Annotated in this window: 22 protein-coding genes; 8 read left to right on the top strand and 14 right to left on the bottom strand. The window is 61.8% G+C overall.

Going from position 1 to position 24610, the window contains the following annotated elements; genetic code table 11:
- Window positions 1-262 precede the first annotated feature (262 nt).
- Window positions 263-766: a GNAT family N-acetyltransferase gene (locus tag KGA81_RS16440; protein WP_223547242.1), complete on the bottom strand. Its 504-nt coding sequence runs from the start codon at window positions 764-766 to the stop codon at window positions 263-265.
- Window positions 767-962: 196 nt separating this feature from the next.
- Window positions 963-2909 (bottom strand): DNA topoisomerase III, encoded by a 1947-nt coding sequence (locus tag KGA81_RS16435; protein ID WP_263293359.1) that lies wholly within the window; start codon window positions 2907-2909, stop codon window positions 963-965.
- Window positions 2910-3166: 257 nt separating this feature from the next.
- Between KGA81_RS16435 and KGA81_RS16430 the strand changes: the two genes are divergently transcribed.
- On the top strand, window positions 3167-3535 hold the full coding sequence (locus KGA81_RS16430; protein ID WP_218428694.1) for a DUF427 domain-containing protein: 369 nt from the start codon (window positions 3167-3169) through the stop codon (window positions 3533-3535).
- A 53-nt stretch (window positions 3536-3588) separates the two neighbouring features.
- On the opposite strand, the gene KGA81_RS16425 is transcribed toward KGA81_RS16430, so the two are convergent.
- Entirely contained in the window at window positions 3589-5211 is a 1623-nt protein-coding gene (locus KGA81_RS16425; protein ID WP_223547240.1) for an MFS transporter, read from the bottom strand.
- A 154-nt stretch (window positions 5212-5365) separates the two neighbouring features.
- Window positions 5366-7015: a GMC family oxidoreductase gene (locus KGA81_RS16420; RefSeq protein WP_223547239.1), complete on the bottom strand. Its 1650-nt coding sequence runs from the start codon at window positions 7013-7015 to the stop codon at window positions 5366-5368.
- A gap of 132 nt (window positions 7016-7147) precedes the next feature.
- Here KGA81_RS16420 and KGA81_RS16415 point away from each other — a divergent pair, with 132 nt between their 5' ends.
- A complete protein-coding gene (locus KGA81_RS16415) occupies window positions 7148-8038 on the top strand; it encodes a LysR family transcriptional regulator (RefSeq protein ID WP_223547238.1) in 891 nt (296 codons plus the stop codon).
- A 106-nt stretch (window positions 8039-8144) separates the two neighbouring features.
- On the opposite strand, the gene KGA81_RS16410 is transcribed toward KGA81_RS16415, so the two are convergent.
- The 3 genes from KGA81_RS16410 to KGA81_RS16400 all read right to left on the bottom strand — a co-directional run bounded on the left by KGA81_RS16410 (window position 8145) and on the right by KGA81_RS16400 (window position 12397).
- Window positions 8145-9242 carry a DNA alkylation repair protein gene (locus KGA81_RS16410; protein ID WP_223547237.1) on the bottom strand — a complete coding sequence of 366 codons (1098 nt, stop codon included), beginning with the start codon at window positions 9240-9242 and terminating at the stop codon, window positions 8145-8147.
- 120 nt (window positions 9243-9362) lie between these two features.
- A complete protein-coding gene (locus KGA81_RS16405; protein ID WP_223547236.1) occupies window positions 9363-11171 on the bottom strand; it encodes a monovalent cation:proton antiporter-2 (CPA2) family protein in 1809 nt (602 codons plus the stop codon).
- Between the two features lie 152 nt (window positions 11172-11323).
- Entirely contained in the window at window positions 11324-12397 is a 1074-nt protein-coding gene (locus KGA81_RS16400) for a sensor domain-containing diguanylate cyclase (protein ID WP_223547235.1), read from the bottom strand.
- A 172-nt stretch (window positions 12398-12569) separates the two neighbouring features.
- On the opposite strand from KGA81_RS16400, the gene KGA81_RS16395 reads away from it, so the two are divergent.
- From KGA81_RS16395 to dmeF, 3 genes are all read left to right on the top strand, one after another.
- Window positions 12570-12908: an FKBP-type peptidyl-prolyl cis-trans isomerase gene (locus tag KGA81_RS16395; protein ID WP_223547234.1), complete on the top strand. Its 339-nt coding sequence runs from the start codon at window positions 12570-12572 to the stop codon at window positions 12906-12908.
- Between the two features lie 67 nt (window positions 12909-12975).
- On the top strand, window positions 12976-13251 hold the full coding sequence (locus KGA81_RS16390; protein WP_223547233.1) for a metal/formaldehyde-sensitive transcriptional repressor: 276 nt from the start codon (window positions 12976-12978) through the stop codon (window positions 13249-13251).
- A 13-nt stretch (window positions 13252-13264) separates the two neighbouring features.
- On the top strand, window positions 13265-14188 hold the full coding sequence (gene dmeF, locus KGA81_RS16385) for a CDF family Co(II)/Ni(II) efflux transporter DmeF (RefSeq protein ID WP_223547232.1): 924 nt from the start codon (window positions 13265-13267) through the stop codon (window positions 14186-14188).
- Here the strand turns inward: dmeF and KGA81_RS16380 are convergent.
- Window positions 14158-15309: a cytochrome P450 gene (locus KGA81_RS16380; protein ID WP_223547231.1), complete on the bottom strand. Its 1152-nt coding sequence runs from the start codon at window positions 15307-15309 to the stop codon at window positions 14158-14160. The two genes, dmeF and KGA81_RS16380, sit on opposite strands and share 31 nt — an antisense overlap.
- Before the next feature lie 79 nt (window positions 15310-15388).
- Between KGA81_RS16380 and KGA81_RS16375 the strand changes: the two genes are divergently transcribed.
- Complete coding sequence (locus KGA81_RS16375; RefSeq protein ID WP_223547230.1) at window positions 15389-16156, top strand: ArsR/SmtB family transcription factor; 768 nt, start codon at window positions 15389-15391, stop codon at window positions 16154-16156.
- Between the two features lie 91 nt (window positions 16157-16247).
- On the opposite strand, the gene KGA81_RS16370 is transcribed toward KGA81_RS16375, so the two are convergent.
- The 5 genes from KGA81_RS16370 to KGA81_RS16350 all read right to left on the bottom strand — a co-directional run bounded on the left by KGA81_RS16370 (window position 16248) and on the right by KGA81_RS16350 (window position 22459).
- Window positions 16248-17267: a branched-chain amino acid aminotransferase gene (locus KGA81_RS16370; protein ID WP_223547229.1), complete on the bottom strand. Its 1020-nt coding sequence runs from the start codon at window positions 17265-17267 to the stop codon at window positions 16248-16250.
- A 222-nt stretch (window positions 17268-17489) separates the two neighbouring features.
- On the bottom strand, window positions 17490-18872 hold the full coding sequence (lpdA, locus tag KGA81_RS16365; RefSeq protein WP_223547228.1) for a dihydrolipoyl dehydrogenase: 1383 nt from the start codon (window positions 18870-18872) through the stop codon (window positions 17490-17492).
- Window positions 18873-18888: 16 nt separating this feature from the next.
- Window positions 18889-20163, bottom strand: a complete 1275-nt coding sequence (locus KGA81_RS16360) for a dihydrolipoamide acetyltransferase family protein (protein WP_223547227.1) — start codon at window positions 20161-20163, stop codon at window positions 18889-18891.
- Window positions 20164-21222 (bottom strand): alpha-ketoacid dehydrogenase subunit beta, encoded by a 1059-nt coding sequence (locus tag KGA81_RS16355; protein WP_223547226.1) that lies wholly within the window; start codon window positions 21220-21222, stop codon window positions 20164-20166.
- 1 nt (window position 21223) lies between these two features.
- Window positions 21224-22459 (bottom strand): 3-methyl-2-oxobutanoate dehydrogenase (2-methylpropanoyl-transferring) subunit alpha, encoded by a 1236-nt coding sequence (locus KGA81_RS16350; RefSeq protein ID WP_223547225.1) that lies wholly within the window; start codon window positions 22457-22459, stop codon window positions 21224-21226.
- 185 nt (window positions 22460-22644) lie between these two features.
- Here KGA81_RS16350 and bkdR point away from each other — a divergent pair, with 185 nt between their 5' ends.
- Window positions 22645-23133 carry a Bkd operon transcriptional regulator BkdR gene (gene bkdR / locus KGA81_RS16345; RefSeq protein WP_007976593.1) on the top strand — a complete coding sequence of 163 codons (489 nt, stop codon included), beginning with the start codon at window positions 22645-22647 and terminating at the stop codon, window positions 23131-23133.
- A 144-nt stretch (window positions 23134-23277) separates the two neighbouring features.
- Here bkdR and KGA81_RS16340 read toward each other — a convergent pair whose 3' ends face one another.
- Window positions 23278-24141, bottom strand: a complete 864-nt coding sequence (locus KGA81_RS16340; protein ID WP_223547224.1) for an MBL fold metallo-hydrolase — start codon at window positions 24139-24141, stop codon at window positions 23278-23280.
- A 103-nt stretch (window positions 24142-24244) separates the two neighbouring features.
- Here KGA81_RS16340 and KGA81_RS16335 point away from each other — a divergent pair, with 103 nt between their 5' ends.
- Window positions 24245-24586 (top strand): ArsR/SmtB family transcription factor, encoded by a 342-nt coding sequence (locus KGA81_RS16335; protein WP_218428678.1) that lies wholly within the window; start codon window positions 24245-24247, stop codon window positions 24584-24586.
- Window positions 24587-24610 lie beyond the last annotated feature (24 nt).

Here is a 24610-nt window from a genome sequence, read left to right as displayed (position 1 = left end):
AGACTTCTCGCCCTTGTACTGGACGTTCAGGCCAGGTCAGCTTCTTCAATCTGCCTTGTGGGCAGCGTGTAACCGGGAAAAACAGCTCGGCGGTCAGACGAGCTTGCTCAAACGTGTTGCCTGTACTCCCGATCGGGGAGACATCTGCATCATGCAAGGGCAAATCGAAGGCGTCAACGGTTTTGTAGTGATTATTTTTGGTCACTACATATTGTCGGACAAAGCTGTTCGGAATTAGCAGGCGCAGCCGAGGACGTGTCGGTCAGGACGACAAAGGCGGACACTCAAAGCGGTAAAAAGTGCAGGGATGGCGGTCCACCAACTGCTGATGCAAGGTGAATCCGCCAATGGCGAGCCCTGGCATCACGGCGGCCCAGAACAGGCGTGCCGGCTGGTTGGCCTCGATGTGGAAAATCTGCCATTGACCGGGGAATCGGCTCAAGAGAGTGGAAACGACAAATCGTGCGACACCCCGGCCACGGAAGCGTCGACTGACAAACAGATAGCCGATGTTGTACTCGGCACCGGGTAGATGGACCTGGTTATCCACGGTCACAAAACCGGCCAGTTCACCGTCGACCTTGATCAGGAAGGGCCGGGTGGCCGGATTTCGCCAGTAGTCGGGCATGGGCAGGATGTTGAACAAACCGTATTCGCCCAGTTTCAACGGCAACCATTCGCTGAAGTCGTAGGCGTAGAACTGCATCAGGTTCTCGATGGTTTCCAGCTCATCGCGTTGGGCGGCGTGCAGTTCTATCGAGGACATTTGAAGTGGCTCCTGACAGGCCAAGGGACACAATTGATTATGGCCGGCGTCGCACGATCCGTGGCGAGGGAGCTTGTCGGATCGCCGCACCGTCCCGTTGAGTCGCGAAGCGGCTCTCGCTTTCAAACAAAATCATTGGGCCTGCTGCGCAGTCCAGCGGGAGCAAGCTCCCTCGCCACAGGGTTCGGTGGCGGGTTCAGGTATTGCTTGCCGGTTTTGACCTGCGCTTGGTGCCGCTCGCTGGTTTGCGCGGAGTGCCTTTGCGTTTTTTCTTCCAGGGGGTTGCGGCGGAACCGGTGGGCGGCGGGCCGCTGATGGTCAGGCTCAGCCCGGCGCAACGGCTGACTTGCTTGCTCATCCACGCCGCCTGTTTGGTGACGAACTCTTCCAGGCTCATTTCCCCGCTTTGCACCATGTCCAGGGCCTGTTCCCAGATCGCCGTGGTGCCCGGATCGGCGATGGCCCGCGGTACGGCGTCGATCAGGCTGAATGCGGCGGGAGTGGCGGCCAGCGCCTTGCCGTGCTTGACCAGATAACCACGGTCGAGCAGGCCCTGGATGATCGACGCGCGAGTCGCTTCGGTGCCGATGCCGGTGGTGTCCTTGAGTTTTTGCTTGAGCAACGGGTCTTCCACCAGTTTGGCGACATTCTTCATCGCCTTGATCAGATCGCCTTCAGTGAACGGCTTCGGCGGCTGGGTCCAGAGGTCCTTGAGTTGCACGCCGGCCACTGCGCAATCGATGCCTTCGGCCAGGTTGGGCAGGGTCTGCGGCGCGGGAGCTTCGCGCCCCTTGGCCTGCGCCAGCGCTTCGGGCAGGGCGCGTTTCCAGCCAGGCTCGATGATCTGCTTGCCGACAGCGCGCAAGGCCTCGCCTGCGCAGTCGAAGTCGGCCTGGGTGCGGTCGTATTCGTGATTGGGCAGGAACTGCGCCAGATACCGCGCGCGGATCAGGGTGTAGACCGCACGTTGTTTACCCGCCAGCTTGTCGAGATTCTTCGCTGCAGCGGTGGGGATGATGCCGTGGTGGGCGCTGACCTTCGCATCGTTCCAGGCCCGTGAACGCCGTTGCGGATCCAGGTGATCGTGCAAGGCGTTCAACGCCGGATCGGCCTGGCGTAACGCCGCCAGAATGGCTGGAGCCTCGCTGTGCTGGCTGAGGGGCAAGTAGCCGCAATCACTGCGCGGATAGGTAATGACTTTGTAGGTTTCGTACAGCGCCTGGGCGATGTCCAGGGTTTCCTGGGCGCCGAGGCCGAGTTTCTTCGAGCAGACCTCCTGCAGGGTGCCCAGATCGAACGGCAGCGGGGCCACTTCGCGCATTCGCTCGGTGCGCAACTTGATCACCCGCGCACTGGCTGCGCCGCGCATGGCGGCCGCCGCCTGTTGGGCCAGCGCCTGGTTCAGGCAGCGGTCCTGATCATCGCAAAGCTCCGATGGCGCGCGCCATTGCGCGGTGAACACGGTGCCGTTGTGCAGCAGTTGCACGTCGATGGCCCAATAGGGGACGGGCACAAAGTCGGCGATGCTGCGATCGCGATCCACCACCAGGCGCAAGGTCGGCGTTTGCACCCGGCCGACCGGCAACACGCCCTGATAGCCGGACTGGCGCCCCAGCAAGGTGAACAGCCGACTCATGTTCATGCCGATCAGCCAGTCGGCCCGGGAACGCCCCAGGGCCGAGTGATAGAGGCTGAAGGTTTCGTTCCCTGGTTTAAGTGCCGCCAGGGCCTTGCGGATGGACGCATCGTCCAGGGCCGACAACCAGAGTCGGCGGATCGGCCCGCGATAGCGGCAATGCTCCACCAGTTCCCGGGCGATCATCTCGCCCTCGCGGTCGGCGTCGGTGGCAATGATCAGTTCGGATGCTTCACCGAGCAAACGCTTGACCGCCTTGTACTGGCTGGCGGTGCGCGGCTTGACGGTCATTTTCCACTTTTCGGGAATGATCGGCAGGTCCGCCAGCACCCAGCGCTTGTAGCGTGCGTCGTAGGCATCCGGCGGTGCGGTTTCCAGCAGATGGCCGATGCACCAGGTCACCGTGACGTCCGTTCCCAGCCAACAGCCATCGCCCCGGCGCCGGGCGCCGAGGACTGCCGCAATGTCTTTGGCCTGGGAAGGTTTTTCACAGAGGTACAACCGCATAACCACCATCGTCGATCAATGTGCCAGGGGTGCACAGAATGGCGGTTGATGGGCGATGGAGCAATCTTTATCTGTATGGATGTACAGCCTGGTGTGTCGCCCCGTTCGGCTGCGAAGCCGTCGCGAGGGGGAAACTTGGGTTATACCTGATGAATCGTGGTCTCGGGTTTTGGGGCTGCTGCGCGGCCCATCGCGGGCAAGCCACGCTCCCACATCATCGATTTGCAGGTCCATCACCGTCATGAGGAACGCATTCCATGAAAAGCTCCGGTCCTAGCCCTGTCATCACCATCGCCGAGCAGCCTGGCTGCCTGCTGGTAAGGTTTCACGGTATTCAAGTGGCCGCCTCGGCGCGGGCCCTGGTGTTGCTGGAAGCCAACTATCCGCCGGTGTACTACGTGCCGCGAGAGGACATCGACGAGAAGTATTTCGCCCGCACCGACCACACCAGTTATTGCCCGTACAAGGGCGATGCCAGCTATTTCAGTTTGCAGGTACCAGGGCATGAGGCTGCCAACGCGGCGTGGAGTTACGAGAATCCCAAGGTGTCTGTCGAACAGATTCGTGAGTATGTGGCGTTCTATCCGGATCAGGTGAAGTTCGAACTGCTCGATGCCGAAGTGTGATTGGGGCTGATCGCCGCGACGAGGGAGGCGCTCCCTCGTCGCGAGCAATGACCTCAGTTCTTGTCGAGATCGACGTTGCGTGTCTCACGCAAGCACAGCATCCCCACCACCAGGCTCACCCCGGTGATCACCACCGGATACCACAGCCCGTAGAAGATGTCTCCGGTGTACACCACCAGCGCAAACGACACGGTCGGTAAAAAGCCGCCGAACCAGCCGTTGCCGATGTGGTAGGGCAGCGACATCGAGGTGTAGCGGATGCGGGTCGGGAACAGTTCGACCATCAACGCCGCCAGCGGGCCGTAGCACATCGCGGAGATAATGATCAGTGCGACGATCAGCGCCACGATCATTGGCTTGTTGATCTGCTGCATGTCCGCCTGTTGCGGGTAGCCGGCGAGGGTCACGGCGCCGCGCAGGGCAGCTTCGTCGAAACCCTCGATCTTCACGTCACCGACGCTGACCTGCACACCGCTGCCGGCCGGGGCCGGCGCGCTCTGGTACGGCAGGCCTTGCTTGACCAGGAAGGTCTTGACCTTGTCGCACGGGCTGTCGAATTTCGCCTTGCCCACTGGGTCGAACTGGAAGGTGCAGGTGGCCGGGTCGGCCATCACGGTGATCGGTGCCTGGCGGCTGGCCTGGTCAATGGCCGGGTTGGCGTAGTGGGCCAGGGTCTTGAAGATCGGGAAATACAGCGCAGTGGCCAGCAGCAGGCCGATCATCAGCACCGGTTTGCGCCCGACCTTGTCCGACAGCCAGCCAAAGAAGATGAAGAAGGGCGCGCCAATGATCACGCTGACAATCAGCAAACCGTTGGCCACGGCCGGGTCCATTTTCAGGAACTGGGTGAGGAAGAACAGCACATAGAATTGCGCGGCGTAGAAGGTCACCGCTTGCCCGGCATTGATGCTGAACAGCGCGATCAACACCACTTTGAGGTTTTCCCATTTACCGAAGGAGTCGCGAATCGGCTGTTTGCACAACTTGCCTTCCGATTTCATTTTCACGAAGGCCGGCGACTCGTGCAGGCTCAGGCGAATCCAGGTCGAGATGCCCAGCAGCACGATGGAAAACAGGAACGGAATGCGCCAGCCCCAGACTTCGAACTGATCGCCGGTGAAGTAGCGGCAGCCCAACACCACCAGCAGCGAGAGCAGCAGGCCCAGGGTCGCGGTGGATTGAATCCAGCTGGTGTGAAAGCCGCGCTTGCCGATGGGCGCGTGCTCGGCGACATAGGTCGCGGCGCCGCCGTATTCACCGCCCAGGGCCAGGCCCTGGAGCATGCGCAACACCACCAGGATGATCGGCGCAGCGATGCCGATGCTGGCGTAGGTCGGCAGCAATCCGACGCAGAACGTTGCCAGGCCCATGAGAATGATGGTGGCGAGGAAGGTGTACTTGCGCCCGATCATGTCCCCCAGCCGACCGAACACCAGCGCACCGAACGGCCGGACGATGAAGCCGGCGGCGAAGGCCATCAGCGCGAAGATAAACGCCGTGGTGTCGTTGACCCCGGCGAAGAACTGCTTGCTGATCACCGCCGCGAGGGCGCCATAGAGGAAAAAGTCGTACCACTCGAAGACCGTCCCGAGGGACGAGGCAAAGATGACTTTCTGGGTTTCCTGACTGGTGCCCGCGCTGCGCACGGCTTCCAGGGACTGAACGTGTTCTGACATACCGGTATCCCTCACAGTGATTGTTTTTGTTGTTCCACTGGTGTTGCGTGTTCCATTTCAGGGGTGATGCTCAGTGTCCGTGAAGCTGATGCGAGTCCTGTGGGAGCGAGCTTGCTCGCGATGGCGGCGGATCAGTCAAAGTTAATGTTGAATGTCATACCGTCATCGCGGGCAAGCCCGCTCCCACAGAGGGCGTGCTTACCGGAGAAGTGAGAATCATCTGTGCCGCCTTCTCGGCAATCATCAGCGTCGGCGAGCAGGTGTTGCCCGAGGTGATGCGCGGCATGATCGAGGCATCGGCGATGCGCAGGCCGGGGATGCCATGGACCTTGAGCTGCGCATCGACCACGGCGTCGGCGTCGTTGCCCATACGGCAGGTGCCCACCGGATGGAAAATCGTGGTGCCGATCCGCGCGGCGGCTTCATGCAGCTGTTCTTCGCTTTGCAGGCTGGCGCCGGGCAGGTATTCCACGGGATTGAAGGGGCGCAGGGCCGGTGCGGCGACGATGCGCCGGGTCAGGCGGATGGCGTCGGCGGCGACCCGCAGGTCTTGCGGATGGCTCAGGTAATTGGGTTGAATCAGCGGTGCTTCTTGCGGGTTGGCCGAGCGGATGTCCACCCGGCCACGGCTTTGCGGGCGCAGATCGCAGACCGAAGCAGTGAACGCCGGGAAAGCGTGCAACGGTTCGCCAAAGCGCTCCAGCGACAGCGGTTGTACGTGATATTCGAGGTTGGCTGAAGTCTGCTCCGGCCCCGAGCGGGCAAAGGCGCCCAACTGGCTCGGCGCCATGGACAGTGGGCCGCTGCGGTCATACAGGTAGCGCAGGCCCATGCCCAGCTTGCCCCACAGGCTGCCGGCAATTTGGTTCAGGGTGCGGGCATTTTCCAGCTTGTAGATCAGCCGCAGTTGCAGGTGATCCTGCAGGTTGCCACCCACACCGGGTAGCTCATGGGCGACGCCAATGCCCAGCCGTTCCAGCAGCGCACGCGGGCCGATGCCGGAGCGTTGCAGGATGCCGGGCGAGCCGACCGCGCCGGCACACAGGACGATCTCCTTGCGCGCCTTGAAGGTTTTCGCCTGGCCTTGCCAGCGGGCGCTGACCGCCGAGGCGCGGCCATTGTCCAGCAGCACGCGGTCGACTTCGACACCGGTCAGCACGGTCAGATTGGGACGCTGGCGAATGGGTTTGAGAAAGGCCTTGGACGCGTTCCAGCGGATGCCGGCCTTCTGATTGACCTGGAAGTAACCACAGCCTTCGTTGTCGCCCTGGTTGAAGTCATCGATGCTGGCGATGCCGCTTTGTTCGGCGGCGCTGCGGAAGGCGTCGAGAATCGGCCACGACAGGCGCTGACGCTCGACTCGCCATTCGCCCGCGGCACCGTGAAATTCGGCGGCGCCGGCAAAGTGGTTTTCACTCTGTTTAAACAGCGGCAACACGTCCTGCCAGCTCCAGCCAGGGTTGCCGTCGGCGGCCCAGCGGTCGTAGTCAGCGGCCTGGCCGCGCATGTAGATCATGCCATTGATCGATGAGCAGCCACCCAGCACCTTGCCGCGCGGGTAGCTCAGGGCGCGCCCTTGCAGGCCCGGTTGCGCTTCGGTCTTCAAGCACCAGTCGGTGCGCGGGTTGCCGATGCAGAACAGGTAACCCACGGGGATGTGAATCCACGCATAGTTGTCGCGGCCACCGGCTTCGAGCAGCAACACGCGATGTTGCGGGTTGGCCGACAGTCGATTGGCCAACAGACACCCGGCCGGCCCGGCCCCGACCACGATGTAATCGTATTCATCCAGAGAAGTCTGCATCCCTGATCTCGTTTTGTTGTTCTTGTTGTCTGTCATCCTAGTTGTTAGCTTTCGTCAAAAGAATGTTAGTTTTTGCGCAGCCGCTGTGCGTTTTTAAACAGCATCCCGAACGCCAAAGAACAAGGACGATTCATGTTCGACTGGAATGACCTGCGGTTTTTTCTCGAATTGCAACGCAGCGGGCGCTTGCTCACGGCCGCCCGCCGCCTGAACACCACCCATGCCACCGTGGCGCGGCACATCGAGGCCATCGAAAAGAGCCTCGGCACGGCGTTGTTCGTTCAACATGCCCAGGGCTATGAGATGACCCCGGCGGGCGAGGCGTTGCTTAAACACGCCGAGGCGATGGAGAACGTGGCGTTGCTGGCCCAGGAGGAAATCACCCAGTCCAGCGCGCCGCTGGGCAAGATCCGCGTCGGGGTGACCGAAGGGCTGGGCATCATGTTCCTCGCCAGTCGCATGAACGGCTTGTTCGAACGCTACCCGGGGCTGGAAGTGGAACTGGTGGCGGTGCCACGTTTTGTCAGCATCCTCAACCGCGAGGCGGAGATCAGCATCCACCTCGAGCGCCCGGCCGCCGACATGCTGGTCACCCGCAAGCTCACCGACTATCGCCTGGCGTTGTATGCCAGCCAGGACTACCTCGATCGCTCACCGCCGTTGCGCAGTCGTGAGGACCTGGGGCGTCATGGGTGGATTGGCTATGTCGATGATTTGCTGTTCAGCCAGGAACTGATGTTCCTCAACAGCTTCTGCCGCAACCCGCGGGTGGTGTTTCACAGCACCAGCGTGATCGCCCAGCATCAGGCCGCGCGCTCAGGCCTGGGGATTGCCGTGCTGCCGTGCTACATGGCCAGTGCCGACCCGGACCTGGTGCCGCTGCTGCCAGACGAGAGCATCCAGCGCAGCTACTGGATCAGTACTCGCCGCGAGTTGCACAAATCGGTGCGGTTGCGGGTGTTGTGGGATTATGTGGTGCAGTTGTGTGAGCGGGAGCAGGGGTTGTTGTTAGGCGGTGCCTGAACTGGCGCCTTCGCTGGCAAGCCAGCTCCTACAGGGGCAACGCATACCTGTGTAGGAGCTGGCTTGCCAGCGAAGGCGGCGGCACATACAGAATTGATCTGATGGTTTAACCGAGAATCTCGAACGCCGTGCTGGCCAGCCTTTCTCCATTGACCATGACATGCACCGCATGGCGCCCCGCATAATGCCGGCGGGTGGTGAGTTCCTTGATCTGCTGGCCACGACTGACGGCTTCGATCGCGTTGCCGGGCAGGGTCAGCGCCTTGAGCTTGAACACCTTCGCCGAGGTGCTTCCATTGGCCTTGACGTAGTCGATGGCATAGTCGATCACCAGACGCTGACTGCTTTCAACGGTGGATTTGACGGCAAACGACAGGGTGATCTTTTCTCCCAGGCCAATCACCGGCGGTTCGACTTTCACATCGACGATCTCGACTTCGGGCTTGCCACCCGCGCCGATGATCGCCAGTGCCCGCCGGTTGCCCTGTTTGATCAGGCTGCGCAGGGCGTGTCTGGCGATCCATGCGCTGTGCCTGTTGTCCAGCGCCCAGCCTTCGATCAGGTCCAGCACCCAGTCGGGGTGATCCTTGGTGATGTCGTTGAGGTGGTTGGCCACGGATTTGCGCACGTACAGGCTGGTGTCGGCCTTGAGGTTGTCGAGGATGTTCGCGGCGAGTGTCGGATCGGCCTGGATGAGCTCCAGCCGGGATGACCAGGGCAGGCGTGGCCGGCAGCCTTCGCTGGCCAGGCGGCGTACATGTTCGTTGTCATCCAGCGACCAGTCGTGCATCAGCTTGAGTGAGCGTTCAAGGTCGCTGCGCAGAAAATGACGGATCGCGAATTCCGAGGAGCCGAAGGCGGTGAAATACTTCAGTGCGTCCATCGACTGATCGAACGCATGGGCGCCGTAGCTGGCGACATAGTGCGGCAGGCACATGCTGACGAAGCTGCTGTTGAGGCGCGGGGCGAGAGCGCGCAGCACTTGCAGCGACGCCTCGTAGTCCAGGGGGAGTACGGCGTGCAGGCACTCGCTGACCCGGGCCATGCGCTGCATGACGCCAAGATCCGCCAGGCCGGACTGGGCCAGCTTCAGGAAGCGCCTGGCCTCGAATGGCGGATAGACCGCGGTCATTTCGCTGGCGATGTGCTGGAGGCGCTCGGTGTTGAAGATTTCCTTGAGGGCTGGGGCAGGTTGGTCAGTCATGGTGGTTCCCTGGCAATTGTTGTCGATCCATCACACCGCGTTATCGTTCATCGCGAGCAAGCTTGCTCCCACGGAAGAGCGTGTGTGCAGCCTGTTCGCGATGGGGCCCTCAAAATCACCTCATTTTGTGCCCGCTTGCTCCTGCAGTTGATCCGACTCGAATAACCTGGCCAGTTCGGCCCGCGCTTCCTGCGCCGTCTGCAGCACTTTCACTGCGTCGTCGTACACCGCATGCTGGGCTTCAAGCACCTCCTCGTCGTGCTGCTTGAAACGTTTGATCCGCGCATCCGCCTGGGTCTGGGTCAACCCCAACCCGATCAGGGTTTGCCGGCTCATTTCCAGGCTCGAATAATAGGTTTCGCGCACGGCGTGAGCGCCGACGTCCATCAGCCGATGCACATGCTGACGGTTGCGGGCACGGGCGATGATCTTCATGTCCGGATAGAGCTTGCGCACAAGTTCCGCGGTCTTGATGTTGGTGTCCGGGTCGTCGGTGGCGATCACGAAATACTCGGCTTCCCCGACCTTGGCCGCGTTGAGGATTTCCGGGCGCATCGGGTCGCCATAGAAGACCGGCACGCCACCAAAACTGCGGGACAGTTCGATGGTTTCAACCGAGGTGTCGAGGGCCACGAACTTGATGTTCTGTGCGCGCAAGATCCGCGCAATGATCTGGCCCATGCGACCCATGCCGGCGATCACCACCCGTGGCGCGTCGGTGTCGATTTCGCGGAACTTCTGCGGTACTTCCACCGGTTGCACTTTCGGGCTGACCAGGCGCGCGCAAACCAGCAGCAACAGCGGCGTCACGGCCATGGACAGGGTGATGGTCAACACCAGCAAGTCATACATTTGCGCCGCGAACAGCCCGTGATCCCGGCCGATCTTGAACACCACAAAGGCAAACTCACCACCGGCCGCCAACACGATACCCAGGCGGATTGCACTGACCTTGTTCAAGCCGCCGGCCAGGCGACCGACAATAAACAGCAGCGGCAGTTTGATCGCGATCAGCAGCAGGGTCAGGCCCAGCACGGCAATCGGTGTGCTCAGCAACAGGCTCAGATTTGCGCCCATGCCGACGCTGATGAAAAACAGCCCGAGCAACAGGCCCTTGAACGGTTCGATCTGGGCTTCCAGTTCATGGCGATACTCGGAATCCGCCAGCAGCAGGCCGGCGAGGAAGGCGCCCAGGGCCATGGAAATACCGACCAGTTCCATCAGCCAGGCCGTGCCGATCACCACCAGCAATGCCGTGGCGGTGGAGACCTCTGGCAACGCGGTTTTGGTCACCACGCGAAACACCGGTCGCAGCAGATAACGCCCGCCGATCACCACCACGGCGATGCTGGCCAGCACTTGCAGGCCGTGGTTGAGGTCTTCGCTGGCGGTGGTGCTGTGATTTCCGCCGGCCAGCAACGGCACCATGGCGATCAGGGGGATTGCGGCGATGTCCTGAAATAACAGAATCGCGAACGCCAGTCGCCCGTGGGGGCTGGTCAGCTCCTTGCGCTCAGCCAGGCTTTGCAGGCCGAATGCCGTGGACGACAGCGCCAGACCCAGTCCCAGGACGATTGCCGTGTTCAGCGGCTGGGCAAAGCCCCACAGCGCCACCACGCCAATCACCGAGCCGGTCAGCAGCACTTGTGCCAGACCCACGCCGAACACTGATTTGCGCATCACCCACAAGCGGCGCGGCGACAGCTCCAGGCCGATGATGAACAGCAGCAACACCACGCCGAGTTCGGAAATGTTCGCGACGCTTTGCGGGTTGTCGATCAGGCCCAGCACCGACGGGCCGATGATCACCCCGGCAAACAGGTAGCCTAGAACTGCCCCCAGTTGCAGGCGCTTGGCCAACGGAACGATGAGCACGGCCGCCATCAGAAACACGACAGCGGCTTGTAGCAGGTTGCCTTCATGGGGCATGGGCGAAACTCCAGAACTCGACACAGCGGGGGGCGTCAAGGATAAAGGCTGGGCTTGCCGAAGATCTACCGTGGGTTGTCAGTTAGATCTTTACAGTTGCGCCGCCGCCGCCTTCGCGAGCGGGCTCGCGATGGGCATCCGCCGACGAATCGCTATTCGCTGTGTGCCCACACCATGCTCTCGGTGCCTAGCCGATACTGATTGTTCCCGCTGCGCTTGGCCTCATACATCGCCAGGTCGGCAATGTGCAGCAGGCGGTCGATGCTCGGCGCGTGATCGGGGAACACCGCGACGCCAAGGCTGGTGCCGATGTGGCGCTGGTCGTTGCCGATGGTGACGGGCGGGGAGAGTTCGACGAAGATTTTCTGGCAGATCGTGCGCGCTTCGTCTTGCAGGCATTGGCCTTGGGGCAGCCCCTGGAGGATGACCACGAATTCGTCGCCGCCGATCCGGGCAACGGTGTCGGTGCCGCGCAGGATGCGCTTGAGCCGTGTGGCGGTGGTGACCAGCACCCGGTCGCCGGCTGCATGACCATAGCGGTCGTTGATGGCCTTGAAGCCGTTGAGATCGACAAACACCAGGGCCACCCGCGTGGCGCCGGCGCGCGCCAGCTCCAGCGCTTCGGACAGGCGCTCTTCGAGCACCAGGCGATTGGGCAGGCCGGTCAGCGGGTCGAAATGGGCCAGGTGCTTGAGGTAGCTGGCCGAGGCCTTTTCTTCGGTGATGTCGCGTACCACGCCCATCATCTTGATCGTTTCGTTGTGGTCGTTCTTGACCACGTTGCCGGTTTCCCGCAGCCAGCGGATCGTTCCGTCGGGCCAGACCACGCGGTATTCCTCGTCATGGTTTTCGCCGGTTTCCAGGCAACGCAGTTCGCCGGCCCGCACCCTCAGGCGGTCATCGGGATGCACGCAGGAGCAGAACAGGGCGTAGGAGGGCGTCACTTCGCCGATCTTGAAGCCGAACATGCCGAAAATGGCATCTGACCAGTACAACCGGTCGGTATCGACATCCCAGTCCCAGGTGCCGATACGAGCGAAATACTGGCTGCGTTTGAAGCGCTCGGCGTCATCATCCTGGTGGATGTTGCGACCTTCGGACAGGCTGTTGATGACCAGGCGATACTCCGCCAGTTGTTTTTGCAGCGAACGTTCGCGCCAGACCAGCGCGGCGATCAGGGCAAGCGCAATTGAACCAAGGATGACGCAGGTCCAGAGCAGGATCATTCGGGGATGGCCATCAGGGCGGTGAACCGTACGGGTAATTGTTGATTATTTTAGTTCAGCAAACAGCTGTAAACGTCGCGCGGGAGGTGGCAATGGTTGCCAACCAGGGGCAAATCTGGGAAAACGGCGCCCGTCAGGCCCTTGAGGGCGAGTGAGCATACGAGTGAATTCAATGAATGACGAGCTTCAGGTGATCGATCTGCAAGTGGGTGACGGAAAAGCCGCCGTAAAAGGCGCGCTGATCACCACCCAGTACCGTGGCTGGCTGGAGGACGGGACCGAATTCGATTCTTCCCATAGCCGTGGCAAACCCTTCCAGTGCGTGATCGGTACCGGTCGGGTTATCAAGGGCTGGGACTTGGGCATCATGGGCATGCAGGTCGGTGGCAAGCGCAAGTTGCTGGTGCCGGCACATCTGGCCTATGGCGAACGCAGCATGGGCAAGATCACGCCGAATTCGAACCTGATCTTCGAAATCGAATTGCTGGAAGTGCTGACGCGGGATGATTGACTTGTAGCTGGTCAGGCTCCGCTCTATCTGCGACCATATGCGCCATATAGGGGTAGGGGGTATGGGTATGTCGCACATTCACCAACACAAAGATGACTTGATCAAGCGGGTGAGGCGGATTGCCGGTCAGGTGGACGCCGTGGAGCGGGCGCTCGAGTCCGATGCTGATTGCGCCAAGACCCTGCATCTGGTGGCTGCGATCCGGGGCGCGGTCAATGGTCTGCTGGAGCAGTTCATCGACGCCCACGCCCGCGAGCACGTGGCCCATCCGGGCCTGAGCGATGAAGAACGCGCACAGGGCGTGGAAGACTTGTTGCTGGCCATCCGTCGTTATGCCAAGTAGAGGCCTGAATCCCATGAAACAGACACCCCAGGCTTCGCGTTTTACCCACGACCATGTATTTCTCGGCGCATCCCATGATGAAAACGCCCGACGCACCTTATGGGTGGTGGCGCTGACGTTTGTGATGATGATTGGCGAAATCGCTGCCGGTTACATCACCGGTTCCATGGCGTTGCTGGCCGATGGTTTTCACATGGCCACCCACGCCGGGGCCTTGGGCATCGCGGCGCTGGCCTATGGGTTCGCGCGGCGCAACGCCAACAACACGCGTTACAGCTTCGGCACCGGCAAGGTCGGGGACCTGGCCGGTTTTGCCTCGGCCATGGTGCTGGGGCTGGTGGCGATCGGCATTGCCGGTGAGTCCGTTCTTCGCCTGTTTCAGCCAACCACCGTGGCATTCACCGAAGCGACGGTGATTGCGGTAGTGGGGCTGGCGGTGAACATCGTCAGTGCCTTTTTGCTGGCGGGCGACCACGGTCATCATGACCATGATCACGGGCATAGCCACGGCCATCATCACCATCATGACAACAACCTGCGCTCGGCTTATGTCCATGTGCTGGCCGATGCCTTGACTTCACTGCTGGCGATTGCCGCGTTGCTGGCGGGGCGTTATCTGGGGTGGGTGTGGCTGGACCCGGTGATGGGTATTGTCGGCGCCATTGTGATTGCGAAATGGGCCGTTGGATTGATGCGTGACAGCGCTGCGGTGTTGCTCGATGTCACCGATGCCCATATTGCCGATGAGATTCGCGAGTTGCTCAAGTCGGACGATGTGCGTATCAGCGATCTGCATGTGTGGCAGGTCGGCCCGCAGGCACGGGCCGCGATTGTCAGCGTTGTGGCCCCGGCCAATGTCAGTGCCGACACCATTCGCGAACGCCTGGCGCCGGTCCATGAGTTGTCTCACCTGACCGTCGAACACCGCACTGCCTGAGCGGTTTTCGATGAGTCACTGAACAGCGCAATCCGTCCATTCACGGACGGGCGGTAATGCCAGGTCAGGCGATCCAGTGCCGGCTTCATCGTCAGAATTTGCCGGACGGTAGCGCCGGCAATGCATAACGCCAGGCGCTGTCCCGGACATTGATGGCGCCCCGCACCAAAGGTAAAGCTGCGCCGGTTCGGGCGGTCGGGCAGGAACGCGTCGGGGTTGTCGTTGAGCTGCGGGTCGCGATTGGCCGAGGCCAGCAGCACCAGGATCACGTCTGCGGCGCTCAGCCTCACCCCGTCAATCTCGCAGGGGGTGGTGACGAAGCGGCGGGTGTTCTGGACCGGCGGGTCGAAGCGCTGCACTTCGGCCAGCAGATCTTCGACGGGGGTTGATTCGCTGCGCAACGACGGGTGTCGAATCAATGCCAGCACGGCGTTGCCGATCAACCCGGCAGTGGCCTCGAAGGTCTGGGAGAACAGGCCGATCAGGTTGGCGATCAGCGTTTGCGGCGCACCGGACGCGAAGCGCTGGCGGATACCTGCAAGCAATTGGCTGTGGTTGTGCGGATCGTCGAGCAATTCGATGAGGTAACCGCTCAAGTGTTCGGCTGCGGCGTGGGCGGTGGTCAATTGCGCCGCGTCACTCAAGGGCGACAGGCAGGCGACGAAATCCGCCGTCAACTCGCTGACGGCGCGGCCCTGAGCCGGGGTGAATCCCAACAACGCCGCCACCACGCACACCGGCCCGCGGAACATGGCGTTGTACAGGCCAGCGGCATCCGCGGTCACCAATCGGGCGCTGACCAGGGTTTCGACCTCCCGCGTATCGATCGACTCCAGACCCGGCGCAATCGCCGACCGTGGGCAACGCTGGCGCTCGCCCTCATTCATGCGCATCAATTGGCCGAACACCTGGCCGGCGATGCCATCGGCGATCGCCTTGGGGACTGGCTCCTGCACGGGGCGAACGTGGCAATCGGGATGCGCCAGGACGGCGGCCACCGCCCGGGCGCTGCTGGCCACCCACAGATTCAACCCCGGATGAAAAGCCAGCCCGCCTTCGGCACGCAGTTGGGCGTAGTAGGGATAGGGATCGGTATGGGTCGCAGCGATGATCGGGTCCATGGGTCACAGCCTTTTGTTGTCGGAAAGTGTTGCTACTATCTCCAGTCCGAAAGGGCATTGATTCGTCCGGGAGCGAAATATGAGCGCAGAACAACACGACATCGGCGTCTCGCAGGTGGCAGCAGCCATCGCTGAGCCTGCGCGGACGAAAATCCTCTGTTCGCTGATGGACGGCCACGCCCGCACCAGCACTGAACTGGCGGCGGTGGCCGAAGTCAGCGCGTCGACCGCCAGTGCCCACCTGGCCAAACTCAAGGAACTGGCGCTGGTACGGCTGCACGTTCAGGGACGTCATCGCTATTACAGCCTGGCGGACAAACGCGTGGCCCAGGCCCTGGAGGCGCTGATGGTGATCGGCCAGAACTCCGCGCCAAGCTTCCAGTCGCGCACCCCGGATCGCCTGCAGTTTGCCCGCACCTGCTACGACCACATGGCGGGCACCCTGGCGGTGTTGATACATGACCGGATGCTCGAAGCGGGCTGGCTCGAGGAAACCGACGAACGGGCCTATCGCTTGACTGACAGTGGTTCGGCAATGTTTCAGGGGCTTGGGATCGAGGTACGGGAATTGAGCAGCTTGCGCCGTCGCTTTGCCTGCCCGTGCCTGGACTGGAGCATGCGTCGGCCACATCTGGGCGGATCGCTGGGCGCGGCGTTGCTGCAAACGGCGCTCAAGCGCAAGTGGGTGACCCAGGATCTGGACAGCCGCGCGTTGGCGTTGACGGCGTTGGGGCGCAAGGAGATAGCGGGGCGGTTCGGGGTTGAGTGGCGGTTGGATATTGAGGGGAAGAGCAAAAGATCGCAGCCTGCGGCAGCTCCTGCGGGGGTTGCGAAATATCCAATGTAGGCGTTGCCGCAGGCTGCGATCTTTTCATTCGGCCATGAAAAAGCCCCCCGTCGGTCACCCGATGGGGGGCTTTTTTGGGGCTGGCGTCAGATCAGACCTTGACGATCCAGCCCGCTGGCGCTTCGATGTCGCCGGTTTGCACGCCGGTCAGCTCTTTGTAGAGCTTCTGGGTGACCGGGCCGACTTCGGTTTCGCTGTGGAACACGTGCAGGTGGTCGTTGTAGTTGATGCCGCCAATCGGCGTGATCACCGCGGCCGTACCGCAAGCACCGGCTTCCTTGAAGTCGGAGAGCTTGTCGATGAACACGTCGCCCTCGATCACTTCCAGGCCCAGGCGCGATTTGGCCAGCTCGATCAGTGACAGACGGGTGATGCCCGGCAGTACCGATGGCGAGTTCGGGGTCACGAACTTGTTGTCGTGGGTGATCCCGAAGAAGTTGGCCGAACCGACTTCCTCGATCTTGGTATGGGTCAGCGGGTCCAGGTAGATGCAGTCGGCGAAATGCGCCTTCTTGGCCTGGGAGCCCGGCATCAGGCTGGCGGCGTAGTTGCCACCGACCTTGGCGGCACCGGTGCCTTGTGGCGCGGCGCGGTCGTAGCTGGAGATCAGGAAGTTGTGCGGGGTCAGGCCGCCCTTGAAGTAGGCGCCGACCGGGATGCAGAAGATCGAGAAGATGAACTCCGGCGCGGTACGCACGCCGATGTTGTCACCCACGCCGATCACGAACGGGCGCAGGTACAGCGCGCCGCCGGTGCCGTACGGCGGGATGAAACGCTCGTTGGCGCGGACCACGTCCTTGCATGCTTCGACGAATTGTTCGGTGGACACCTGCGGCATCAGCAGGCGAGCGCAGCTGCGTTGCATGCGTGCGGCGTTCCGGTCCGGGCGGAACAGGTTGATCGAACCGTCCTTGCAGCGGTAGGCCTTCAGGCCTTCGAAGCACTGCTGGCCATAGTGAAGGGCAGTGGAGCCTTCGCTGATGTGCAGCACGTTGTCTTCGGTCAGGGTGCCTTTGTCCCACTCGCCGTTACGCCAGTGCGACAGATAGCGCTTGTCGGTCTTGATGTAGTCAAAACCCAGCTTGTCCCAATTAATGCTTTCGTTACCCATGACACCCTCTATCACTTGACAACCGCCGAAACGGTTAAAGGCTTCTGACGTTTTTTGGATGGGCACAACAATACTTCATTCCGGGCCCATTTCGCAGCCCGGATTGCGTTCCTTGTAGGAGCGAGCTTGCTCCGGGCGGCGATCCGACGATGGACGTCAACGATAACGCGTCTCGTCTGAATGACCGCGTTGTCCTGACGTTTTTCGCGAGCGAGCTCGCTCCTACAGGTGCAACGCATGCCCCAGAGCCCGCAACGCCGCTTCCTGCACCGCCTCGCCGAGCGTCGGATGGGCATGGATGGTGCCGCCGATGTCTTCCAGCCGCGCGCCCATCTCCAGGCTTTGTGCAAACGCCGTGGACAATTCGGACACGCCGACGCCCACCGCCTGCCAGCCGACAATCACATGATTGTCGCGACGGGCGACCACGCGCACGAAGCCGCTTTTCGATTCCAGGGTCATGGCCCGGCCATTGGCGGCGAACGGGAAGCTGGAAACGATGCAGTCCCAGCCTGCGGCCTTGGCCTCGTCCGGGGTCTTGCCGACCACCACCAGTTCCGGGTCGGTGAAGCACACGGCAGCGATGGCGGTCGGGTTGAACTCGCGGGACTTACCGCTGATCAGTTCGGCAACCATCTCGCCCTGTGCCATGGCCCGGTGCGCAAGCATCGGTTCGCCGCTCAGGTCGCCGATGGCGTAGACGTTGCGCATGCTGGTCTGGCAGCGGTGGTCGATCTTGATCGACGAACCGTTCATGTCCAGGTTCAGCGCTTCGAGGTTCCAGCCCTGGGTGTTCGGCTTGCGACCGACGGCCACCAGCACCTGATCGGTTTCCAGGTTCAGGGTCTCGCCGCCCGGTTCCAGTACCTGCAAGGTATTGTTAGAAGAATCAAAGCCTTGCACGCTGTGTTTCAAGTAAAGCTTCACGCCGAGCTTTTTCAGTTCGTCGTGCACAGGCTGGGTCAGTTCGGCGTCGTAGGCCGGCAGGATGCGCTCCTGCGCTTCCACCACGCTGACCTCGGCGCCGAGCTTGCGATAGGCAATGCCCAGCTCCAGACCGATGTACCCGCCGCCGACCACGATCAAGCGCTTGGGCACGGAGGTCGGCGCCAGGGCTTCGGTGGACGAGATGATCGGCCCGCCAATGGGCAGCATCGGCAGGTCGACGCTCCTGGAACCGGTGGCCAGTACCAGGTGTTCGCACTGGATGCGCGTGTCGCCGACTTCCACGGTCTTGCCGTCGATGACTTTGGCCCAGCCTTGTACGACCTGGACCTTGTGCTTTTTCAGCAGCGCCGCGACGCCGGTGGTCAGGCGATCGACAATGCCGTCCTTCCACTCGACGCTCTTGGTGATATCGAGGGTCGGTGCCGAAACGCTGATGCCCAGGGCCGAATGCTGGCTGTGGTGTTGCGTCTGGTGAAACTGCTCGGCGACATGAATCAGTGCCTTGGACGGAATGCAGCCGATGTTCAGGCAGGTGCCGCCCAGGGATTGGCCTTCCACCAGGATGGTCGGGATGCCCAACTGGCCGGCACGGATCGCGGTCACATAACCGCCGGGGCCGCCGCCGATGATCAGCAGTGTGGTGTTCAGAGTTTGCATGCGTGCTCCACCAAAATTAGTCCACAAACAGGGTCGCGGGTTGTTCGAGCAAGCCACGAATGGCCTGGATGAATAGCGCCGCGTCCATGCCGTCGACCACGCGGTGATCGAAGGAGCTGGAGAGGTTCATCATCTTGCGGATCACGATCTGGCCTTTGATCACCATTGGCCGTTCGACGATCTTGTTCACACCGACAATCGCCACTTCCGGCAGGTTCAGCACCGGCGTGCTGACGATGCCGCCCAAGGCGCCGAGGCTGGTCAGGGTGATGGTCGAGCCGGACAACTCATCGCGGCTGGCCTTGCCGTTGCGTGCGGCGCTGGCCAAACGCGAGATTTCCGCCGCGCTGTCCCACAGGCTGCGGGCTTCGGCGTGACGCACCACCGGCACCATCAGGCCGACATCGCTCTGGGTCGCGACACCGACGTGGACCGCACCGAGGCGGGTAATGACCTGGGCTTCGTCGTCGTAGCGGGCGTTCATTTGCGGGAAGTCACGCAGGGCGACGACCATGGCGCGGACCAGGAACGGCAGCAGGGTCAGCTTGCCGCGGGTGGCGCCATGTTTTTCGTTGAGGTGCGCGCGCAGCTCTTCCACCGCGGTGACGTCGATTTCTTCGACATAACTGAAGTGGGCTGCACGCTGGGTGGCGTCCTGCATGCGCTGGGCGATCTTGCGGCGCATGCCGATCACCGGGATCTGCTGCTCATCGGTACGTTGGGCGTAAGCAGCCGCCACCGGTGCCGAAGCGTTCGACTGACCCTGAGCCAGGTAGGCGTCGAGGTCTTCATGCAGTATGCGGCCGGCCGGGCCGGTGCCACGCACCAGGCGCAACGGAATACCGAGGTCCAGCGCATGCTTGCGCACGGCCGGGGAGGCCAGCGGACGCTCATCGGCTTGGCGAGCGACCATCGGGCCCTGGCAGACGGCAGCTTTCGGCGCCGGGGCCGCGACCGGTTTGCTTTCAACCACGGCTTCAACTTTGGGCGTGGCCACCGGGGCTTCTTTAACGGGGGCCGGTTGCGCCGACTCCTTAACGTTGCCCGCGCCTTCGACTTCAATGCTGATCAGCACGCTGCCGACCGCCATGACTTCGCCCGGCTGGCCGCCAAGGGCGATGACCTTGCCATGCACCGGCGACGGGATATCCACCATTGCTTTATCGGTCATGACATCGGCCAGTACCTGATCTTCGACGACCAAATCGCCGACCTTGACGTGCCACTGTGACAATTCAACTTCTGCAATGCCTTCGCCAATGTCCGGCATTTTAATGACGTGCGTGCCCATTCAGACCTCCATGACCCGTTTCAACGCCGCGCCCACTCGGGACGGCCCTGGGAAATACGCCCACTCTTGCGCGTGCGGGTAAGGGGTATCCCAACCGGTGACGCGTTCGATTGGCGCTTCCAGGTGGTGGAAGCAATGTTCTTGCACCAGCGCCACCAGTTCGGCGCCGAAACCGCAGGTGCGGGTGGCTTCGTGAACCACGACGCAGCGGCCGGTTTTCTTCACGGATTTGACGATGGTTTCCAGGTCCAGCGGCCACAGGCTGCGCAGGTCGATGACTTCGGCATCGACGCCGGTTTCTTCAGCGGCGACTTGCGACACGTACACGGTGGTGCCGTAGGTCAGCACGGTGACGTCCTTGCCCGGACGGGCGATCGCGGCAACGTCCAGCGGTACGGTGTAGTAGCCGTCCGGCACCTGTGCCGCAGGGTGTTTCGACCACGGGGTTACCGGGCGTTCGTGGTGGCCGTCGAAGGGACCGTTGTACAGGCGTTTGGGCTCAAGGAAAATCACCGGGTCATCGTTTTCGATGGAGGCGATCAACAGGCCTTTGGCGTCGTACGGGTTGGACGGCATGACGGTGCGCAGACCGCACACCTGAGTGAAGAGTGCCTCGATGCTCTGGCTGTGGGTCTGGCCGCCGTAGATGCCGCCGCCGCAAGGCATGCGCAGGGTCATCGGTGCGGTGAACTCGCCGGCCGAGCGATAACGCAGGCGCGCGGCTTCGGAAATGATCTGATCATAGGCCGGGTACACGTAGTCGGCGAACTGGATCTCCACCACCGGGCGCAGACCGTAGGCACCCATGCCTACGGCGGTACCGACGATGCCGCTTTCGGAAATCGGCGCGTCGAACACCCGGGAGGTGCCGTACTTGCTCTGCAGGCCTTCGGTGCAGCGGAACACGCCGCCGAAGTAGCCCACGTCCTGGCCGTAGACCACGACGTTGTCGTCACGTTCAAGCATCACATCCATGGCCGAGCGCAGGGCCTGGATCATGGTCATGGTGGTCGTGGTCATGGCGGTTTCCAGCTCGATTTTGTTGTTGTGATCGTTCATGTCAGATCCCCAACTCTTGACGCTGGCGCTTCAAGTGCTCCGGCATCTCTTTGTAGACGTCTTCGAACATGGTCGCGGGGCTCGGAATCTGGCCGCCGGCGAGGGTGCCGTACTGTTCGGCTTCTTTCTGTGCGGCGATCACTTCGGCTTCCAGTTCGGCGCTGACGGCAGCGTGTTCCTCTTCGGACCACTGGCCGATCTTGATCAGGTGCTGCTTGAGACGCGCGATCGGATCACCCAGCGGGAAGTGGCTCCAGTCGTCGGCGGGACGGTATTTGGACGGATCATCGGAGGTCGAGTGCGGGCCGGCACGGTAAGTGACCCATTCGATCATGGTCGGGCCGAGACCGCGGCGCGCACGTTCGGCGGCCCAGGCAGAAGCTGCGTAGACCGCGACGAAGTCGTTGCCATCGACCCGCAGGGAGGCAATACCGCAACCGACGCCGCGACCGGCGAAGGTGGTGGCTTCACCACCGGCAATCGCCTGGAACGTGGAAATCGCCCACTGGTTGTTGACCACGTTGAGGATCACAGGTGCACGGTACACGTGGGCGAACGTCAGGGCGGTGTGGAAATCCGACTCGGCGGTGGCACCGTCGCCGATCCATGCCGAGGCGATTTTGGTGTCGCCCTTGATCGCCGAGGCCATGCCCCAGCCCACGGCCTGAATGAACTGGGTGGCGAGGTTGCCGGAAATGGTGAAGAAACCGGCGTCCTTGACCGAGTACATGATCGGCAATTGCCGGCCCTTGAGCGGATCGCGCTCGTTGGACAGCAACTGGCAGATCAGGTCGACCAGCGGTACGTCGCGGGCCATCAGGATGCTTTGCTGGCGGTAGGTGGGGAAGCACATGTCGTCGATGTTCAAGGCCAGGGCCTGGGCACTGCCGATGGCTTCTTCGCCAAGGCTTTGCATGTAGAACGACATTTTTTTCTGACGCTGGGCGACCACCATGCGGTTGTCGTAAATACGCGTCTTGAGCATGGCGCGCATGCCCTTGCGCAGGATCGCCACTGGCACGTTTTCTGCCCAGGGACCGTGGGCGTTGCCCTGGTCGTCGAGCACGCGGATCAGGCCGCGGGCCAGATCAGCCGTGTCAGCCGGTTCAACGTCGATTTGGGGTTTGCGCACCGTGCCGGCATCGGTCAGATGCAGGTAGGAGAAGTCGGTTTTGCATCCTGGACGGCCCGAGGGTTCGGGGACGTGCAGGCGCAGCGGTTCGTACGCTTGGGTCATGGCTTCTACGCTCGATCTTGTGAATTTCTTGTAGTGAGCTGACAGATTTCGTTCGGTAGAAGAAATCTTGTCCTACAACAATCATAGGCCCGGCCAAGAAGAATATTTCTCTCTGTTTCGTTGCGTTGAAGGTCATTTGAAGATAAAAAACCTGCATAAACATAAAAAGCAGGTGGTTTTGTCTCATGCGCAAACTGGACCGTACCGATATCGGCATTCTCAACAGCCTTCAGGAGAACGCCCGCATCACCAACGCCGACCTCGCACGCTCGGTGAACCTGTCGCCGACGCCGTGTTTCAACCGGGTCAAGGCCATGGAAGAACTGGGGGTGATTCGCGAACAAGTGACGCTGCTCGATGCCGACCTGTTGGGGTTGCACGTGAACGTGTTCATTCACGTCAGCCTGGAGAAGCAGGTAGAGGAGGCGTTGCAGCATTTCGAAGAAGCGATTTCCGATCGCCCCGAAGTGATGGAGTGCTACCTGATGGCCGGCGACCCGGACTATCTGATCCGGGTGCTGGTGCCGACCATTCAGTCGCTGGAGCGTTTCATGATGGACTTTCTGACCAAGGTGCCGGGGGTGGCGAACATTCGTTCGAGCTTTGCGCTCAAGCAGGTGCGCTACAAGACCGCGCTGCCGTTGCCGGCCAACGGCCTGACCCTTGGCAATTAGACACAAGCATCTTTATCGCCTGATACGCCGCCTTCGCTGGCAAGCCAGCTCCTACACAAGGTTTGCGCACGCCCGTAGCCCCTGTAGGAGCTGGCTTGCCAGCGAAAGGCCGCAGGCCGCTTTCAGCATTTCAAGTTTTTGTGTTCAGAGTTTGTTCAGGGGGATTTTCAGGTAGGTCACGCCATTGCCCTCGGCCGGCGGCAAATTCCCCGCCCGCACATTCACCTGGATCGCCGGCAGCAACAGTGTCGGCATGCCCAGCCCGGCATCACGCCGGGTGCGCATGTCGACGAAGGCGGCTTCGTCGATGCCGTCGCGCACGTGGATGTTGCTTTTGCGCTGTTCACCCACAGTCGTCATGTATTGGGAGGAACGGCCCTCGGGCGGGTAGTCGTGGCAGACGTACAGGCGCACGCTGGCGGGGAAGGCCAGCAGTTTGTGGATCGAGGCGTACATCTGGTTGGCATTGCCGCCCGGAAAGTCGCAGCGCGCGGTGCCCACGTCCGGCATGAACAGCGTATCGCCGACCAGTATCGCATCGTTGCCGATCAGGTAGGCCATGTCCGCCGGAGTATGACCGGGCACGTGCAGGGCGGTCGCCCTGAGGTTGCCGATCATGAACGATTCGTCGGGGGCGAACAGGTGATCGAACTGCGATCCGTCGACGCAAAAGGCAGGCTCCAGATTGAACAGCGCCTTGAACACGTCCTGCACCTTGCTGATCGACTCGCCAATGGCGATCTTGCCGCCCAGTTGCCCGCGCAGGTAGGGCGCGGCGGACAGGTGATCGGCGTGGGCATGGGTTTCCAGCAGCCATTGCACTTGCAAGTGACGGGCGCGGACGAAGGCGATGATTTTGTCGGCCTGGGTGGTCGCGGTACGCCCGGAGGCTGCGTCGTAATCGAGCACCGGATCGACAATCGCACACTGCCCGCCGTCAGCCTCGTAGACCACGTAGCTGTAGGTCGAGGAGGCGGGGTCGAGGAAAGCTTCAATCAGCGCGGGCATGGACACGGACCTGTACAGGGGTAGAAAAGTCAGTCATGGGTTGCAACACTTTATGTAAAAACATAATGTTCACAGCTTAAGTGACGTTGAAGGCATCCTGCAAATGCAATCCAGTCTGACCGAATGTGAAGTCGCCCAACTGCGCGCCTCGGCCTCCAAGGCGTGTGCGCTGCTCAAGGCCCTGGCCAATGAGGATCGCCTGTTGATCCTGTGCCAGCTCACCCAGGGCGAGCGCAACGTTGGCGATCTGGAAAAAATGACCGGCGTACGCCAACCGACCCTGTCCCAGCAATTGGGCATCCTGCGCGATGAAGGACTGGTCGCGACCCGTCGTGAAGGCAAGTACATTTTTTACGGTCTCGCCAGTCACGAAGTGATCCAGGTAATGAAAACCCTCTCCGGGCTGTATTGCGGGGCCGTGCTTAAAAGCTGGGTTCAACCCTGATCTTGTCCAACACACCGAACCTGT

This window comes from Pseudomonas sp. A-B-19 (genome assembly GCF_019947515.1).
Taxonomy (GTDB): Bacteria; Pseudomonadota; Gammaproteobacteria; order Pseudomonadales; family Pseudomonadaceae; genus Aquipseudomonas.
This window is presented reverse-complemented; position numbering and strand designations above follow the sequence as displayed.